General features: G+C 44.3%; 14 protein-coding genes. 9 read left to right on the top strand and 5 right to left on the bottom strand.

The features are described from left to right. Positions 1-64: 64 nt before the first annotated feature. Entirely contained in the window at positions 65-1,570 is a 1,506-nt protein-coding gene (locus tag ONE56_RS18830; protein ID WP_423840729.1) for a transposase, read from the bottom strand. A gap of 67 nt (positions 1,571-1,637) precedes the next feature. Continuing rightward, complete coding sequence (gene deoD / locus ONE56_RS18825) at positions 1,638-2,348, bottom strand: purine-nucleoside phosphorylase (protein ID WP_041156365.1); 711 nt, start codon at positions 2,346-2,348, stop codon at positions 1,638-1,640. Positions 2,349-2,737: 389 nt separating this feature from the next. On the opposite strand from deoD, the gene ONE56_RS18820 reads away from it, so the two are divergent. From ONE56_RS18820 to ONE56_RS18805, 4 genes are all read left to right on the top strand, one after another. After that, positions 2,738-3,688: a DUF523 and DUF1722 domain-containing protein gene (locus tag ONE56_RS18820; RefSeq protein ID WP_331438282.1), complete on the top strand. Its 951-nt coding sequence runs from the start codon at positions 2,738-2,740 to the stop codon at positions 3,686-3,688. Continuing rightward, positions 3,678-4,481 carry a MerR family transcriptional regulator gene (locus tag ONE56_RS18815; RefSeq protein ID WP_423840728.1) on the top strand — a complete coding sequence of 268 codons (804 nt, stop codon included), beginning with the start codon at positions 3,678-3,680 and terminating at the stop codon, positions 4,479-4,481. Before ONE56_RS18820 ends, ONE56_RS18815 begins: the two co-directional genes overlap by 11 nt. Before the next feature lie 99 nt (positions 4,482-4,580). Continuing rightward, complete coding sequence (gene phrB / locus ONE56_RS18810) at positions 4,581-6,011, top strand: deoxyribodipyrimidine photo-lyase (protein ID WP_423840727.1); 1,431 nt, start codon at positions 4,581-4,583, stop codon at positions 6,009-6,011. Further along, positions 6,004-6,930 carry a L,D-transpeptidase family protein gene (locus ONE56_RS18805; protein ID WP_331438279.1) on the top strand — a complete coding sequence of 309 codons (927 nt, stop codon included), beginning with the start codon at positions 6,004-6,006 and terminating at the stop codon, positions 6,928-6,930. The genes phrB and ONE56_RS18805 overlap by 8 nt, the downstream gene beginning before the upstream one ends. 49 nt (positions 6,931-6,979) lie before the next feature. Here ONE56_RS18805 and ONE56_RS18800 read toward each other — a convergent pair whose 3' ends face one another. After that, positions 6,980-7,234 (bottom strand): Lpp/OprI family alanine-zipper lipoprotein, encoded by a 255-nt coding sequence (locus ONE56_RS18800; protein WP_041156368.1) that lies wholly within the window; start codon positions 7,232-7,234, stop codon positions 6,980-6,982. Between the two features lie 486 nt (positions 7,235-7,720). Between ONE56_RS18800 and ONE56_RS18795 the strand changes: the two genes are divergently transcribed. Then, positions 7,721-9,064: a DEAD/DEAH box helicase gene (locus ONE56_RS18795; RefSeq protein ID WP_423840726.1), complete on the top strand. Its 1,344-nt coding sequence runs from the start codon at positions 7,721-7,723 to the stop codon at positions 9,062-9,064. 186 nt (positions 9,065-9,250) lie between these two features. On the opposite strand, the gene ONE56_RS18790 is transcribed toward ONE56_RS18795, so the two are convergent. Beyond that, positions 9,251-10,894, bottom strand: coding sequence for a methyl-accepting chemotaxis protein (locus tag ONE56_RS18790; RefSeq protein WP_423840725.1), 1,644 nt, complete (start codon positions 10,892-10,894; stop codon positions 9,251-9,253). A 304-nt stretch (positions 10,895-11,198) separates the two neighbouring features. Here ONE56_RS18790 and ONE56_RS18785 point away from each other — a divergent pair, with 304 nt between their 5' ends. From ONE56_RS18785 to pstB, 4 genes are all read left to right on the top strand, one after another. After that, positions 11,199-12,020 carry a phosphate ABC transporter substrate-binding protein gene (locus ONE56_RS18785; protein WP_423840724.1) on the top strand — a complete coding sequence of 274 codons (822 nt, stop codon included), beginning with the start codon at positions 11,199-11,201 and terminating at the stop codon, positions 12,018-12,020. A gap of 104 nt (positions 12,021-12,124) precedes the next feature. Beyond that, positions 12,125-13,057 carry a phosphate ABC transporter permease subunit PstC gene (pstC, locus tag ONE56_RS18780; protein ID WP_041156372.1) on the top strand — a complete coding sequence of 311 codons (933 nt, stop codon included), beginning with the start codon at positions 12,125-12,127 and terminating at the stop codon, positions 13,055-13,057. Between the two features lie 22 nt (positions 13,058-13,079). After that, positions 13,080-13,943 carry a phosphate ABC transporter permease PstA gene (gene pstA / locus ONE56_RS18775; RefSeq protein ID WP_331438276.1) on the top strand — a complete coding sequence of 288 codons (864 nt, stop codon included), beginning with the start codon at positions 13,080-13,082 and terminating at the stop codon, positions 13,941-13,943. 60 nt (positions 13,944-14,003) lie between these two features. Beyond that, a complete protein-coding gene (pstB, locus tag ONE56_RS18770) occupies positions 14,004-14,753 on the top strand; it encodes a phosphate ABC transporter ATP-binding protein PstB (RefSeq protein WP_041156373.1) in 750 nt (249 codons plus the stop codon). 111 nt (positions 14,754-14,864) lie between these two features. Here the strand turns inward: pstB and ONE56_RS18765 are convergent, their stop codons facing one another. After that, positions 14,865-16,511 (bottom strand): BatD family protein, encoded by a 1,647-nt coding sequence (locus ONE56_RS18765; RefSeq protein WP_041156374.1) that lies wholly within the window; start codon positions 16,509-16,511, stop codon positions 14,865-14,867.

Below are 16,511 nucleotides of genomic sequence, written 5' to 3'. Positions count from 1 at the left end.
TATCAGGTGCACATTAATACCGCATAACATCACCTCATATAAAACGTCTGGACAGTTCAGAGAGTTAGGATAGAAGCTGTTTTATCGTCAAAGGAGCGTCAGTAACGTATAGCCTTTGTGCGGCGGTGAGACCTTCTTTATCTTGGTAGCACAAATTATGCCAAGCTCTGAAAATATCCAAAAGGGGTAAAATCCCTCCAGGTCTTAATTTGCGACGAGGTTCGTTTATAAAGCTTTCAAACAGAAGTTGGAAGCGGCTTTGATAAAACTCTACGTGATGTATTGTCGCCACATTGAGCCAAGCTTCAGGAGTATTGTTGTCCCCTGCAAGGTAACAGACACCTTTGTTTTTGGTACTTTCCTTATGCTCGTTGGAATCAATCTCTCCTGTACGTTGACTAGAAATAGCCCATCGATCTCGCCACCAACTCATGTAGGCGATGTCGATTTTCCCAAACGGTGCGCGGATGTCCCATCCAGGATCCTCTTCTACGTACATTAAATCGACGTTTTTTTGTCGGATGCGGTCAAGACAAACACTTAATGCAGCAGAGCGAAGTAGAGGATCTTGAGGTATGTAGATAGATACCCGCTTGTCTGAATCGCACATGTCCAAGACGTGTAAATAATGCGCATAAGATGTGTAAGGCGGGTAGATCAACGCTCCTTTGGATGGATAATTGAACGTACTGAGGTTTCCTAATGGGTCCTCTACATTTCCGCGAGCCAGAATGGTTTGGTATTTCTGATCAATACGCTCACGAAGGTTGTTAGAAGGAACCGATAGCGGCTCGCTGGCTTCCGCCGTATATTCATGTGAGACAAAATGAGATACATCGTCGTAGGGATTATGATCAATTGAACCAACAGGCTCATCGGTTGATGAGTAATTCACGTGTTGGCAAAGAATATAACCAGAATGAGCCTCACCAGATACAATCCAATAGACGCCATTGTTACTTTTTGGCTGTAGAGCGATGTAATTGGACGAGAGTTCATATTGTTTCGCATGGTTCACCCAACGAGCGTCGATGGTGGCTAACTTTCGACGACAACGACTGGCAATGTGATCGACGTGATCATAAAAGGTTTTCGGATTAATACTTAGCTTGCGGCAGATCTCGCGTACCGAATAGCCGGTAAACAGCAAGCCCATTAGGTTCTCTTGAAACTGAAGCTTGTTGTTGGCACCAGACCATTTATCAACAAATGTACTTTGACACGCTTTACATCGGTATCGTTGGCGATCGCCACTATAGCCAAACGCGTGATAGAGGTGTTTGTGGGTGTGGACTGAGAGTCCGAAGTTTTCACAGGCGTCATTTCGACACGCAGGCAGCCCGTCGCTATGGACCTGTCTTAAGCGATGAAGTTCGTTCACCACGTCTCGGTTGTTAAGTAAAGGGGGGAAAGCTCCACATTCACGGCATACCATCGCCGGACGCTTAGGGTTAGCATGTTGCAAAATATAATATTTTGCATCACTCAATCCAAAGTTGTCACACGCCAATGTTTTACAAAAGTTGAGTTGTAACCCATCTGCGTCTTTTGGCAGTTTGCCGTTAGACACGATCGCCCCCTCTGGGTAATTCGGGCAGTCGGTCAGGCACCGACTGCGAATAGTTGAATCATTATTATTAAATGTTGATTGCCGTTTCTAGTGCGACTTTCATCATGTCATTGAATGACTTTTGACGCTCTTCTGAACTCAGTTTCTCGCCGCGGATGATGTGGTCAGAAACCGTAAGGATGGTCAGTGCTTTTGCACCTAGATCCGCTGCGACACCGTAGATACCCGCCGCTTCCATATCAACACCAAGAATACCGAGCTTTTCCATCTTCTCGAAGATGTCTGCTTCAGGTGTGTAGAATAGGTCCGCTGAAAATACGTTACCCACTTTTACAGGCACTTCTTGGCTGCGAGCTTGCTTGACCGCTTCTTCTAGCAGGCTGAAGTCAGCAATTGCTGCAAAGTCGTGGTTGTTGAAACGGATACGGTTCACTTTTGAGTCTGTAGAAGCCCCCATACCAATCACAACGTCCATTAGATTAACGTCGTCACGTACTGCACCACAGCTGCCAACACGGATAACATTTTTCACACCGTATTCAGCGATAAGCTCGTGAACGTAGATACAGCATGAAGGGATGCCCATACCATGCCCCATGACAGAAACTTTTTTACCTTTGTAAGTACCTGTGTAGCCGAACATGTTGCGAACATCACAAACTTGTTTTACATCATCTAGAAAAGTTTCGGCAATGTATTTGGCACGCAAAGGGTCGCCTGGCATAAGAACGGTTTCAGCGAAATCACCTGGTTGTGCGTTGATGTGTGGGGTTGCCATAAGTACTCTCCAAAGTTTTTTTGATAAAACGTCTTGATTATACAACGTTGTTACCAATTCTGTTGAAATTGCTCGTTTTCGTTGAAGCAATAGTATCGGGATAGGTAGGGCTTACTTGAGAGATTAGTCACAAAAAGCATTCATTTACCCAAGGTGAATGATGTTGATAACTAAATATGTTGAAAGTAAAGGAGCAATCGATTTGCTTCCGGTTATTTTCAAGCTCACCGAATTAAATAATGGTTTATTGAAAACTTTTATCCATCTTGATGATCGCCTTTGGCTACAACAGAGTAGAAGATTTAAATTGTACAGTTAATTTTCTTGTACAATTTTAAGTGACTTGCTATAAGTTATACATAAAATTCGTTTGTATAGGTTGGTGCGTTATGGATTCTTTAATCAAGGTCGGTATCAGTTCTTGTGTTTTGGGCGAACGAGTTCGTTTTGACTCTGGCCACAAAGTGAGTAATTTCGTCACGAAAGAACTCAGTCAATTTTTTGATTTTGTCTCTGTGTGTCCCGAGGTGGGGGTCGGAATGCCAGTTCCTAGGCCTACGATTCGTTTGATTTCTGATAATGAGCGAATTGCCTTAGTGGAAACAAAAAATCCTGAAAATGATCATACCGACAACATGCTAGCTTACTCTGCGAATAAAGTAGATGAGCTTCAAAGTGAAGATTTATGTGGTTACATCGTTTGTGCCAAGTCACCGACCTGTGGCATGGAACGAGTCAAGGTGTATACCAAGCACAATGCATCTAAAGAAGGGGTTGGGCTATATACGCAAACCCTGATGAAAAAGATGCCGTGGCTACCCGTTGAAGAAGACGGTCGCTTAAACGATCCTGTTCTTAAAGAAAATTTTATTACCCGAGTTTTCTGTCTCAAGGATTTCTATTCTTCAATGGACGGAGAGCCCACAAGAGGCAAAATTATAGATTTCCATTCCCGTTACAAATTAACGCTAATGGCCCACCATCCGGAATCGTATCGTTCTTTAGGGCGTCTAGTCGCCAATGTCGCGGCGTATGACATAGAAGAGTTTTACAAAGAATATCGATTGGGCTTGATGAAGGCGCTAGGAAACCGAGCCAGTCGTAAAAATAACACCAATGTCTTAATGCATTTGCAAGGGTATTTTAAGCGTTCTTTAACGAAAGAGGAAAAGGAAGAATTGGCAACCGTGATTGACGATTATCGTATTGGTACGCTGCCTTTGCTGGCACCACTGACCTTAATTAAGCACTACCTCAATACTTACCCAGATGAGTATTTACAAAAACAAAAATTTTTAGATCCACATCCTCAGGAGATGAGATTACGTTATGGCTTGTAACTCTGAAGAAAAATATTACGCAATTCGAGATGTCTCTGAAATCACTGGCGTTAAGCCTGTCACCTTAAGAGCCTGGCAAAGACGATATAACCTTATTCAGCCTCAACGGACAGAGAAAGGGCATCGATTGTATGGTCAGCAGGATATTGACACGATTAAGGAGATTCAAGGCTGGCTGGCGAAAGGCGTTGCAATTGGCAAAGTTAAAGGGTTATTAGGGCAAACGAGTGATGTCGACATTGGGACAGAGACACCGCCGTTAGAAGAAGTGGGCGTGCTACTTTCGGCCTTAGCCGACCTTAATCATGGCAAGACCGAGGCGCTAATGTCGTCGGTAATGAAGGAGTATCCACTCAATTTAGTTATCGAGCAGTTCATTATGCCTATTTTCGATGCGTTGGAGATGGTGAAGGGCCCGTTAAGAACCTTGCAACGCGGCCTTTTTCAAACTTGTCTGATCACTCGACTCGCTTTGGTTATTGACTCAGAGAATAAAGCATCTTCTAAAGGAAAATGTTTACTGATCAGTTTCGAACAAACTCGCGAGTCGGAAAGTTGGATCCAAGCTGCAATGCTATGTGAACAAGGGTATCACACGACCTTGATTGATAAAGTCGAAGACATATCAGGGTTGATTGATCACCCGGTTCTCGACCGATACCAGAGCATTTATCTGTTTTCTAACAAAGCACTTGCAGCAAAGCAACTTGACGTCTTAAAAGCGCTTCAGGCTAAATTTCCACAGCGTATTCAATACTCTGAAGTGATCGGAAAATTGCATTTTAATCAGTAAATTTTACTACTGAACATTCACTGTCATCTATCACAGTATCAACGGTCAACTTTGTTGCTGGGATTGTTGCGTATATTCACTTAAAAGTAAGGAGAGAGCATGGTACTGGTATGGTTCAGGCGGGACTTAAGAACGCTAGACCACACGGCATTAAATGCAGCTTTAGCGACAGGATTGCCCGTTGTGGCGTGTTTTATATCGACCCCAAAACAATGGGAGCAGCATCACATGGCTCCGATGCAAGCCGATCTTATCGCTCGTCGCTTAGAGATACTCAATAAAGAGTTAGCTGAACTTAATATTCCATTACTTTACCGTGAAGTGCCGAGCTTTGAAGAGTGTCCTGATGTGATTTGTCGCTGGTCACAACACATTGGTGCGACGCGTGTCATGGCTAATTTACATTATGAAGTTAATGAGCAAGCGCTTGACCACCAAACCTCTGAGAGGCTAAAGCAATATGACATTAGCTTTGAGGGTTTTCACGATAAATGTGTGCACGCGCCAACGACGGTTTTGAACAAACAAGGGCTGTACTTTAAAGTTTTTACGCCGTTTAAACGCGCTTGGCTCCAACAATTTCAATTACCTTCTGTTTCAAAGCCTCATGCTCAGGATGTCTTGCCGCAAGATATACTGAGCTTGATAGAGAGAGACACTCTTTTACCTGATTTCGATTTTAGTTATCCACGAGAATCCAGTCAGAATTGGGTCGTTTCTACCCAGGCTATCCTCAAACAATTGCGACAGTTTGCGCGGGAGCGTAGTGACGATTATCGAGTAGAAAGAGATTTCCCAGCCATTGAGGGGACTAGCCAGTTATCACCTTATTTGGCGATAGGCGCTTTGTCGCCTAGGCAATGTATCGCAAGGTTGTTTGCCGAAAACGATCAAGCTGATCTGACTGAGGGTAAAGCAACCTGGTTAAGTGAGATCATCTGGCGTGAATTCTATCAGCACTTGTTGGTGTTTGAACCAAAACTCGTGAAAGGGAAAGGCTTTATCGATTGGGAAGATTGCATTCAGTGGTCATACGATGAGCAGGCATTTGAGCGCTGGAAAAATGGCGAAACAGGCTATCCGATAGTGGATGCAGCTATGCGCCAACTTAATCAAACAGGGTGGATGCATAATCGATTGCGCATGATCGTCGCGAGCTTTCTGACTAAAGACTTGCATATCGACTGGCGATGGGGAGAAGCCTATTTTATGAGCAAGTTGGTTGATGGTGATTTTGCCGCGAACAACGGTGGGTGGCAATGGTCTGCGTCGACCGGCTGTGATGGCCAGCCTTACTTTCGGATATTTAATCCGATAAGCCAAGGTGAGAAGTTCGACGCTGATGGGCAGTTTGTTCGTTACTGGGTGCCAGAGATCAAGCAGGTCCCAAACAAGTTTATTCATAACCCGTGGAAATGGGAGCAATTTTCTTTACTGGATTATCACAAGCCGATGGTTGATCATAAGGCAGAAAGAGAGATAACCTTACGTCTCTATAAAAGTGCCAAGGAATTAAGTGAAAATGCTTAGCAGAAAGCGATCGATGAGTTTCGCGAAACGAACCCTTTTAGCTATCTCTTTGACTTTAGCGAGTGGAGTGTCGTTTGCAAAAATGTATCCCTTGCCAAAAGATGAGAGCCGTATAATCGGTCGCTTTGAAACCCACGTTGTACAAGAAGGCGAGACGATGGCAAACATCGCCAAGCGTTATGAAGTGGGAATGCTCGCACTCATGGCTGCAAATAAAGGTGTTGATCCCTTCCTGCCTCAAGAAGGCTATGTGTTGACGATACCTTCTCAGCTTATCCTACCTAATGTTTCCCATCGAGGCATTGTTATCAATTTGGCGGAACTGCGTTTGTATTACTTCCCCGCGGGTGAAGACGTGGTACACGTCTTTCCAGTTGGAATTGGACGTATTGGACGTGATACGCCAGTGATGGAAACGAGTGTCAGCCAAAAACGCCCGAACCCAACGTGGACACCGCCAGCTTCAATTCGTGCTGAATACAAAGCCAAGGGTATTGATCTTCCGGCTGTGGTGCAGTCTGGGCCTGATAACCCTCTGGGGATGTTTGCACTTCGTTTAGCCTATGGCAACGGAGAGTATTTGATTCATGGTACGAACAAAGACTTTGGTATCGGTATGCGAGTCAGTGCCGGATGTATTCGTATGAACCCAGAAGACATCGAATGGCTGTTTGACAAGGTCAACCGTGGCGAAAAGGTGAGGGTCATCAACCAACCAATCAAAGTATCACTTGAACCAGATAGAAGTGTTTTCGTCGAAGCTCATGAACCTTTAACTCGCAGCAATGGCAAGAAAGATCATCTAGAAGTACCTAAAGAATTAGAATGGTGGCTTTCTGAGTTTGGAATGAAGGATAGTAAGGCGAAAGCAGTGATCGCTGCTCAGAATGGCGTTCCTGTAGAAATAACCGCGCCGTAAGGCGCGGCATTACACTTTATATTATTTAGCAAACTTATTTGAGTAAATATTACTTAGTGTAAGATTGAGCGATGTTGTCGATACGCTCGTTAGCACGTGCTGCTTCTTCTTGAGCTGACATAGCTGCATCTTTAGACATTTGAACGTCAGATTGAAGAGACTGTACATCTTGGCTCAATTGGCTAACTTGGTTGCTTAGTTCATCTAGTTTAGCTGCGTTTGCTGTTACCGCATCATCAGAAGAAGCACAACCGGCTAGTAAAAGTACTGAAGTTGCAGCAGCTGCGATCAACGTTTTGTTCATGTAAGAACTCCTTGCTTTGAGTGAAAGTATCGCTCCATAGCTCTTGTACACCAGGGGGCGATGTTACGTATGTATACATCCTATCAGTACATGATGTAGCAAAAGTCAAAAAAATCCAAGAATTTCATGGAGTACCTGACTTTAACTTTTACATGAGTCTAACACAAGAGCGATGTCGCTCTATGATTTCTCTCACAACAGTGCTTATAGCAAGCTCTTTGCTACGTACCTGATATCAATAATTTAGACGAAATTGACGCAAATGAAAGTTTCTGTCACTAAATAAGTGCAATATCCTACTCAAATTCACCCACCTATGATTTGGAAATGATGACTTTAGTTTAGTCAACGTGGGAGTATTTGAGGAATTAGTTTGTACGATCTCTATCTATACTCCTATGATCTGCGGTATTATACCGCGCTTTATCTGCCACTGGCGTTAGAGCAGATATAACATGACAGAGCGCTTAGACGCTGACTGATTTATTGGAGAAGACTTTGCAATTTAAAGATCTCGGCTTAGACAACCGATTATTGAAGAACCTAAAACACTATGATTTCAAGAAAGCGACTGACATTCAACAGCAGGCCATTCCTGTTGCAATTGCAGGCAAGGATCTACTGGCATCTTCGAAAACCGGTTCGGGCAAGACTTTGGCTTTTGTATTGCCAATGCTTCATAAATCCCTCAAGACGAAGTCGTTTTCTGCGCGAGATCCTCGTGCGGTAATCCTTGCCCCAACTCGTGAACTTGCTAAACAAGTTTATGGCGAGCTTCGCTCGATGTTGGTTGGTTTGTCTTACGACGCGACGTTGATTCTTGGTGGTGAGAACTTCAATGACCAAGTCAAAGCCTTGCGCCGCTATCCAAAATTTATTGTTGCCACACCAGGACGTCTAGCTGACCATTTAGAACACCGCTCTCTTCACTTAGATGGTTTAGAAACGTTGATTTTGGACGAAGCTGACCGAATGTTAGACCTCGGCTTTGCACCAGAGCTGCGTCGTATTCATAATGCCGCAAAACATCGTCGTCGTCAGACGTTAATGTTCTCAGCAACGCTGGATCATGCCGAAGTGAATGGTATCGCGTCTGAAATGCTTAATGCACCAAAACGTATTGCTATCGGTGTGTCGAACGAAGAACATAAAGACATTACGCAAAAATTCTACTTGTGCGACCATCTTGATCATAAAGAAGCGATTCTTGAGCGTGTACTCGCTGAAGCGGAATATCGTCAAGTGATTATCTTCACAGCGACTCGCGATGATACCGAACGCCTGACAGCCAAACTCAATGAGAAAAAACTTAAGGCGGTGGCACTGAGCGGTAACTTAAATCAGACTCAGCGCAATACCATCATGAGTCAGTTTGAGCGCGCGGTATTTAAAATTCTAGTAACAACGGATGTAGCGTCTCGTGGGCTTGATATCGCGACGGTTACACACGTCATTAACTTTGACATGCCTAAGCACACGGAGGAGTACGTACACCGAGTTGGGCGTACTGGACGTGCCGGCAATAAAGGTGATGCGATCTCGTTAGTAGGTCCAAAAGACTGGGACAGCTTTAAACGAGTAGAAACGTATTTGCAGCAAGATTTGAGCTTCTCAGAATATGAGGATCTGAAAGGCAAGTTTAAGGGACTCAAGCCACGTACCCCTGATTTCCGTAACAAGAAAGCCACTGTTAAGAAATCTCGTCCTCAAGCGAAGAAAGTGGCTAAGAAACCGGTTAAGCGCGACAAAGGCTTTTACAAGAATGTATCCGTGGGTGATGAAGTATTTATTCCTAAAAAGAAACCTGCTGCGCCAACCTCGGAAGACTGATCCGGCTCTGATTATCTTATAGAGTTGAACGAAACTGCACAAAAAAGTCCGAGTATAAATGCTCGGACTTTTTTGGTTGTGTGTCCCATCCTGAGATAAGTTGATACTTCGGTGACTTATCTATGAAACCTTCAAGTGACTCATCCTAAAAAGATTAGGACTAGCCGATTGGTTTAAACTTGCAGTTTAAATTTGAAACTGTTGCAGTTGCTGTTTTTGATTTTCGGCTAAACCAGACAATTCCTGAGCGGCGGCGGCTGATTGAGTGATACCCGTTACATTCTGACTAACCAGTGAGTAGATGTTAGACAAGTTGCTGTTGATATCGGAGGTCACTTGTTTTTGCTCCTCTGATGCTGTTGCAACTTGCGCATTGATCGAGTTTAGGTCTGCAATGGCGTCGCTGATGTCGTTCAAACAGCGGCTGACTTTCGTTGCTATCGTTTGATTGTCTTCTAGCATGGCTAAACTTGAGTGCATACTTTCGTTGGCATGGCCTGACTGTTGTTGAAGTTCTTCTATGATGGTTTGAATCTCTTTCGTAGACTCTTGCGTTCTTGCCGCTAACATTCGGACTTCGTCTGCTACGACCGCGAATCCGCGACCACTTTCTCCTGCGCGAGCTGCTTCTATTGCTGCATTCAATGCAAGGAGATTCGTTTGCTCTGAGATGCCCTCTATTACTTCGATCACACGCCCAATATGCTCAGACTGCTCTTTTAGAGAGGTCACGACCTGTGCGGCATCATTCAGTTGGTCGGCCATTTTTGTACTCGCACGAGTACTTTCCTCAAACATGCTCAAACTTTGTGAGGTGAGTTCTTTCGCATGATTTGAAGCGCTGTCGGCTTGTTGGGCGTTACTTGATACTTCAGAAGCGGTGGATTCCAGTTGATTCACAGCTGAGGCGACTTGTTCTACCTCTTGTTTCTCCTGATCCGAGTTGACACTGCTTTGGGTCATTACGGTGGCCAGTTCTGTTGAAGCAGAGGCGACATCTTCACTGATACGGACCAATGAGCCAACGGTACCGCGAAGTTGTTCGATGGTTTGGTTAACATCGTGACCAAGTTGAGAAACTTCGTTTTTCCCAGAGTCTTCCGCTTTAACTGATAAGTTTCCAAGCGCTACCTCTCGCATTGTGTTTTGCAATTGACGGATTGGCGCGACGATGTAATTAGCCAGAATCCAGCTAATTATGGAGGCAGCGGTCAATATAATGGTGATTAATATGATGCTTTGAGTCAGAGTACTGGCGTGCTCTTGTCCGCTTCTCTTTACATCGTTGATGACCGTTTTATTCAACTTTTCAGAAAGGTTATCAATGGCGGTGGTCATGGCTTCACCCGCAATGCGATATTCTGCCATTGCCGTTTCGTACTCACGGGTAAAGTCAGCAGAGAGGGCGCTAGAGGTGTGCTTTTGGGTCAGCAACGGCGTCATGGTAATACGCGTAAAATCAACGTAGTGATTCATTGTATCGCGCATCGCCTCGACTTCGTGCTGGACACCTTCTACGCTGTCGATGGAATTTAAAAATGTACGAATTTCATCTTGGCGTTCAGAAAGCGTTTTATTGAGTGTCTGTACATCTTTAGCGTTAAATAAGCTGTAGATCGCTTTGATTCGCATCGCATAGGTATTATCGACAATGGAACTGAGTTCATCTTTATGAACAACAAGTTGATGAGTTGACTCGGAAACTCGATCAAAGGCTTGTTCCAGTTTATTCATTCCTACACTTAATCCGATGATGAGTAATACGACAGTAAACAAAACAGGTAAAAATATCTGCTGTTTAATAGAAAGCGCACTGAGAAATTGACGCATGATTGGTCCTCAAAAAAGTAAATTTATTGTCATTTTTATGTAATTTCATGCGGATTTTAATTGCTTTTCTCAAATATTTAAATGCTTCTTTATTAAAGAAATTATGATGATTATTCATATTTAATAAGAAGTTGATCTGGCGCAGTTGAAAACGACACCATTTTAAGGTTGGTTCCTTAACGGAATAAGATGATGTGTCATAGAGGCTTCAACTAACTGAAACACAACTGTCACATTTGAGTTCTAAAGTGAGCACCGTTCAAGTGAAACACAACGGCAATAAAGCCACTTTAAGGATATTGTGATGAAAAAGACAGTTATCGGTGCAATCGCACTTCTAGGCGCAATGGCAGTGACTCCAGTTTCTGCTAAAGAAACAATCTCTGCTGTAGGTTCTAGCAGCGTAACTCCACTGATGGAAGTTTTCTCTGAAACTTACACTAAGTCGAACCCGGATGTATTCATTGAAGTTCAAGGTCCAGGTTCTTCTGCGGGCGTTAAGGCAGCAAAAAATGGTTCTGCTGATCTCGGTATGTCTTCACGTAATCTGAAGGAATCAGAAAAAGAGCCAGCACTTAAAGAAGAAGTCATAGCTCGAGACGGCATTGCTGTAGTTGTTAACCCACAAAACAAGCTTAAAGGACTCACTTCTGAGCAAGTCACTGCGATTTATAAGGGTGAAGTTTCTAACTGGAAAGAAGTGGGTGGCGAAGACAAGCCAATCGTCGCTATCACGCGTGATACAGCTTCTGGTACTCGTGGTGCATTCGAAGACATCATGTCGCTAAAAATGAAAGTGTCTGGTAAGAAAGTATCGGCGATTTCTCAACGCGCTCAAGTTGCAAACGGCAACGGTGCGCTAAAAACAATGGTTGCTTCTAACCCATACTCTATTGGTTACATCTCTCTAGGTACAGTAGATAACACGGTTCACGCTCTAGCGGTTGACAACGTTGACGCAACAGTCGCGAATGTGAAAAACGGTTCATACAAGGTTGCTCGTCCTTTCCTAGTGCTTTACAAAGAAGGTAAACCAACTGCAGCGACACAAAAATTCCTAGATTGGATGCTAAGTGAAGATGCGCAAAAACTTGTTGACCAAAACGGTTACATCTCTATCCACTAATCTGATTCCAGACACTGTTAAATTTGCTCAGCCCACTGTTTGGGGCTGAGCCCTTTCTATCCATAGTGTTCCTTGGTAAGCACCCAGAACCGTGAGATTTATTTATGACCATCGCAACAAATAGTGAAAAGCTTATGAATACTGACGCTAAAGCTATCAGCAAGTCAAAACTCCGTGAAAAAAAAGGGGTTGACTGGAAAGAGCGCATCTTTCACGGCTTGTTTCTGACTAGTGCCGTCATTGGTATCGTGTCATTAGCAGTCATTGCTTTCTTTATTGTCCGAGAGAGTATCCCAGCCTTCCAGGAAGCGGGTGTCTCGGGCATCGTCTTAGGCCAAAACTGGCTGCCTCCTGCTCTTTATGGTGTCGCCACGATGATTGTGGCCTCTGTGGTATCTACCGCAGGGGCGGTGATGGTTGGGGTGCCTGTTGGAGTGCTCACCGCTATTTTTATCGCTGAAATCGCGCCAAAGCGTTTGGCCGATGTCATTCGTCCTGCTGTAGAGCTACTTGCCGGGATTCCATCCGTAGTTTATGGCTTCTTTGGCTTGGTTATTATTGTTCCTCTTATACAAAATATCTTTAATGTCCCTGCGGGTAATACGATTCTGGCCGGGATTATTGTATTAGGCGTGATGATCCTTCCTACCGTAATCACGGTATCCGAAACGTCTATTCGTGCAGTGCCTCGTGCTTACAAAGAAGGCTCGTTAGCGCTAGGCGCATCTAAAATTTATACCATCTTTAAATTGCTCGTTCCTGCGGCTCGTTCAGGCATTATGACTGGCGTTATCTTGGGTATCGGCCGAGCACTGGGTGAAACCATGGCAATCATCATGGTGATGGGTAATGCGCCCGCGATGCCGGAAGGCATTCTCGACTCCGCTCGTACCTTGACCGCGAATATTGCGATAGAAATGTCGTATGCGAGTGGTATTCACGCGAACGCTCTCTATGCTACAGGGGTTGTTCTGTTGGTATTCATCATGTCCTTGAATGCTGTCTTACTTTACCTAAACCGAGAAAAAGCGAAGTAACCGCTCATTAAAGGTGACTATTATGGATCGCGCAAAATTAAAACAAGCTCGCCAGTTCAAGGATAACGTTTTCAACGCTTTGGTGTGGATAGCGGCTGGCTTGACGGTAGGTTTTTTGTTCTGGATTATCTGGTACATCCTATCTAATGGTCTACAACATGTAGATTGGAATTTTATTACTGATAATTACACTCGTACAGGGGACGAGCACGGTATTTTCCCTATGATCGTCTCAACGGTGTACATGGTTATCGCTTCTATTGCTGTGGCTGCGCCATTGGGAATCATGACCGCTATTTATTTGACGGAGTACGCCAAAGTTGGCAGCCGTTTAGTGAAAGTCATTCGATTCTGTACAGAATCACTCGCCGGTATTCCATCAATCATTTTTGGCTTGTTTGGTATGACTTTCTTCGTGGCAATTCTTGGTCTTGGCTTCTCGATTCTATCGGGTGCGCTGACACTAAGTATTCTGATTCTGCCAGTTATCATCCGTACTACGGAAGAAGCGCTAATGGCAGTACCGCAAACCTACCGAGAGGGTTCATACGGTCTCGGTGCTTCTAAAATTTATACTATCTGGCGTTTGATTCTTCCGAGCGCAATGCCAGGTATCTTAACCTCGGTCATTCTTAGTATTGGTCGTGTCATTGGTGAGTCTGCTCCGGTTTTCCTGACAGCAGGTATGGTTGCACGCATCCCTGATTCTTTATTGGATTCTGGCCGTACGCTAACGGTTCACCTTTACAAACTGACTACCGAACTGTTTACCGTTGAAGAATGGAATCAGGCTTACGGTACCGCAACCGTTCTTATCGTGGTTGTTCTTTTGATCAACACGGTGACGAAACTGATTGCACGACGTTTTAACACCGCGACTTACTAACTACACAAATTAAGAACGCACGTTAAAAGACACGAATTCAAGATTTAAGAGATTAAGAAAATGAACAAATTTGATATTGAAAACCTAGACTTATATTACGGCGAAAACCAAGCATTAAAATCCATCAACCTGCCTATTCCTGTACGCCAGGTCACGGCACTTATTGGTCCGTCTGGTTGTGGAAAATCGACGCTATTACGTTGCTTGAACCGTATGAACGATCTGATCGAAGGTGTCAAGATTACGGGTAAGTTAGCAATGGATGGTGAAGACATCTACGGCAACATCGATATTTCTGACCTACGAATCAAAGTGGGTATGGTTTTCCAAAAGCCGAATCCATTCCCAATGAGTATTTACGAGAATGTTGCTTACGGCTTGCGCGCTCAAGGCATTAAAGACAAAAAACATATTGATGAAGTGGTAGAGCGTTCTTTACGTGGTGCTGCCTTATGGGATGAAGTAAAAGATCGCCTAAAATCGCACGCTTTTGGCCTTTCAGGTGGTCAGCAGCAGCGTCTATGTATTGCGCGTACGATTGCGATGGAGCCGGATGTTATCCTGATGGATGAACCAACTTCAGCGCTAGACCCTATCGCGACACATAAAATAGAAGAGCTGATGGAAGAGTTAAAGAAAAACTACACCATCGTTATCGTGACTCACTCCATGCAGCAAGCACGTCGTATTTCTGACCGAACCGCATTTTTCTTGATGGGTGAGCTGGTTGAGCATAATGACACTCAAGTGATCTTTAGTAATCCTCAAGATGATCGCACTCAAGGTTATGTCAATGGTGATTTTGGTTAATGGTAGAAGTTACCGGTAAAAGGTTAAAGGCCATATTTACAGGAATAAATTAATAACTATAAGCGAAAGCGATGGTAATTTTGCCCCTCTAAACGAGGGGCTTTTTTTGTTCTATAGTTTTTCTAAAGGCTGGTCAGATTCTGGCTTCGCTCTTTTTAGTTTAGCGACACATGAGAGCAGTACAGTGGCGTCCCAAGGTTGTTGATTGGGGCTAAAGCGAGCTTGATTCATGACTTTAAGCTCCTGCCTCACGGCGTCTACAGCATTTGCATCGAGCTGCTGCTGATAACGATTTAAATACGCATTAATTGCACGTTCAATTTTGGCTTCGTCCCCACTTTTAATCACGCTTTTTAACGCATCGACATCGCCAACCGTTTCAACCAGCTTGGCGTTCGGATGAGTGGTAGCTGGGCGCTTTTTCCAAACTGAAAATGTAACCACCAAGGTTACTATCCACAAACCAGCAAAGACGAACGTTAAGGTTTTCCATAACTCGTTAACGCCACTCGGTGAGGGCATGTCTTTGGTATTTTGGGCTGCTGGTGGCGCTGATGCTATTTCAGGCAAAGTGATTAGGCCTGCATTGCTTGGTTCAACTTTCAGTGTCATGCCATCCAACGCGGCTTGCTTCGCGACGTCACGTTTGCTGTCCCACCAATCGAGCGTGTAGCTCGGCAGGCTTACTTCTCCGACTTCAGTCGGGATGAGCACTTGTTTGACGGTCATGATTAATGTGCCATCTGGAGCAGTGTCAAATTGAGGTTGTTCAGGGTATACGCGCAACGAAGGTGGGTAGCGTAAGTCAATACGTGGTAAATACTCAGCTTGGGTTCCACGAGCTTTAATCTGAATGGTTCGTGTAATAGACGTGCCTTGTTTGACGGTATTCAAGTTCTTAACGGAGAGGGTTTTACCTTGATCGTCTTGCCAGCTTTGTGTCATTGATAACGCGGAGGCAGGCAGCCAGTTACCCTTAAACTCCTTTGGAATAGGTTTCACAGTGAGTGGCATTTTCTCAACTTCGGTGCTGATAGGGATGACTTTAGTTGAACCCGTTAAGCTGTCTCCATAAATGTAGGAGCCTGTGAGCATTGGACCGTTGAGAGTATATTCCCCCGGTTCTTTAGCCGTTAAACGGAACGTCTGTTCAATTGAAGTGACCTCCAGGCCATCAATGACTTTTTGATTTTGTTGCAGTTTCGTTATGGGTTCTAACTTCATACCCACGACGCTAGGAGAGATGATTTTTGGGCTATCTAAGCGGCGGGTATCCGCTTTAATCAGCAACTCCATACGCAAATTAGCGGCTTGTTGTGGGTAAAGAGTATGGCTATCGATACTCATATTGAAGCTGAACATATCGTCGATGTTGGGCTCGGATGGGTTTGCCGAGACCGTTAATTTGATCGGTTCGGTACGCATTCCGTTAACTGAAAAGCTAGGAATGGTCAGAATGCCTTCTTTCATCGGTGCGATGGAAATACTCCACTCGGTACGTACCGATGTATGGCCGTTAATATTATTGCTCGAACGCCCGTATCTTGGTTGACCTAAAAAGAAATCATCTTCCAATGGGGTGAAATCGAGCGCGTCAGAATTGAGCTCAGTGTCTGCGCTGACTCTCAGGTTAATGACTTCATTTTTGACGGCTTGAGTTTTATTTACACTCGCCTCTAGGGTTTGGGCAAGTAATGAAGCACTTGATAGAAGGCTAGCTACAAAAATCATGACCAGCGTTGTACTTTTTTTTATCAC

The organism is Vibrio mytili (assembly GCF_049563345.1).
Lineage (GTDB): Bacteria > Pseudomonadota > Gammaproteobacteria > Enterobacterales > Vibrionaceae > Vibrio > Vibrio mytili.
The sequence above is the reverse complement of the archived record's forward strand: the minus strand, read 5'-3'. Positions and strand labels throughout refer to the sequence as shown.

Excerpts from the sequence above, each read along its gene's own strand:
- deoD (WP_041156365.1), bottom strand. The coding sequence starts at position 2,348 with ATGGCAACCCCACACATCAACGCACAACCAGGTGATTTCGCTGAAACC.
- ONE56_RS18820 (WP_331438282.1), top strand. The coding sequence starts at position 2,738 with ATGGATTCTTTAATCAAGGTCGGTATCAGTTCTTGTGTTTTGGGCGAA.
- ONE56_RS18815 (WP_423840728.1), top strand. The coding sequence starts at position 3,678 with ATGGCTTGTAACTCTGAAGAAAAATATTACGCAATTCGAGATGTCTCT.
- phrB (WP_423840727.1), top strand. The coding sequence starts at position 4,581 with ATGGTACTGGTATGGTTCAGGCGGGACTTAAGAACGCTAGACCACACG.
- ONE56_RS18805 (WP_331438279.1), top strand. The coding sequence starts at position 6,004 with ATGCTTAGCAGAAAGCGATCGATGAGTTTCGCGAAACGAACCCTTTTA.
- ONE56_RS18800 (WP_041156368.1), bottom strand. The coding sequence starts at position 7,234 with ATGAACAAAACGTTGATCGCAGCTGCTGCAACTTCAGTACTTTTACTA.
- ONE56_RS18790 (WP_423840725.1), bottom strand. The coding sequence starts at position 10,894 with ATGCGTCAATTTCTCAGTGCGCTTTCTATTAAACAGCAGATATTTTTA.
- ONE56_RS18785 (WP_423840724.1), top strand. The coding sequence starts at position 11,199 with ATGAAAAAGACAGTTATCGGTGCAATCGCACTTCTAGGCGCAATGGCA.
- pstC (WP_041156372.1), top strand. The coding sequence starts at position 12,125 with ATGACCATCGCAACAAATAGTGAAAAGCTTATGAATACTGACGCTAAA.
- pstA (WP_331438276.1), top strand. The coding sequence starts at position 13,080 with ATGGATCGCGCAAAATTAAAACAAGCTCGCCAGTTCAAGGATAACGTT.
- pstB (WP_041156373.1), top strand. The coding sequence starts at position 14,004 with ATGAACAAATTTGATATTGAAAACCTAGACTTATATTACGGCGAAAAC.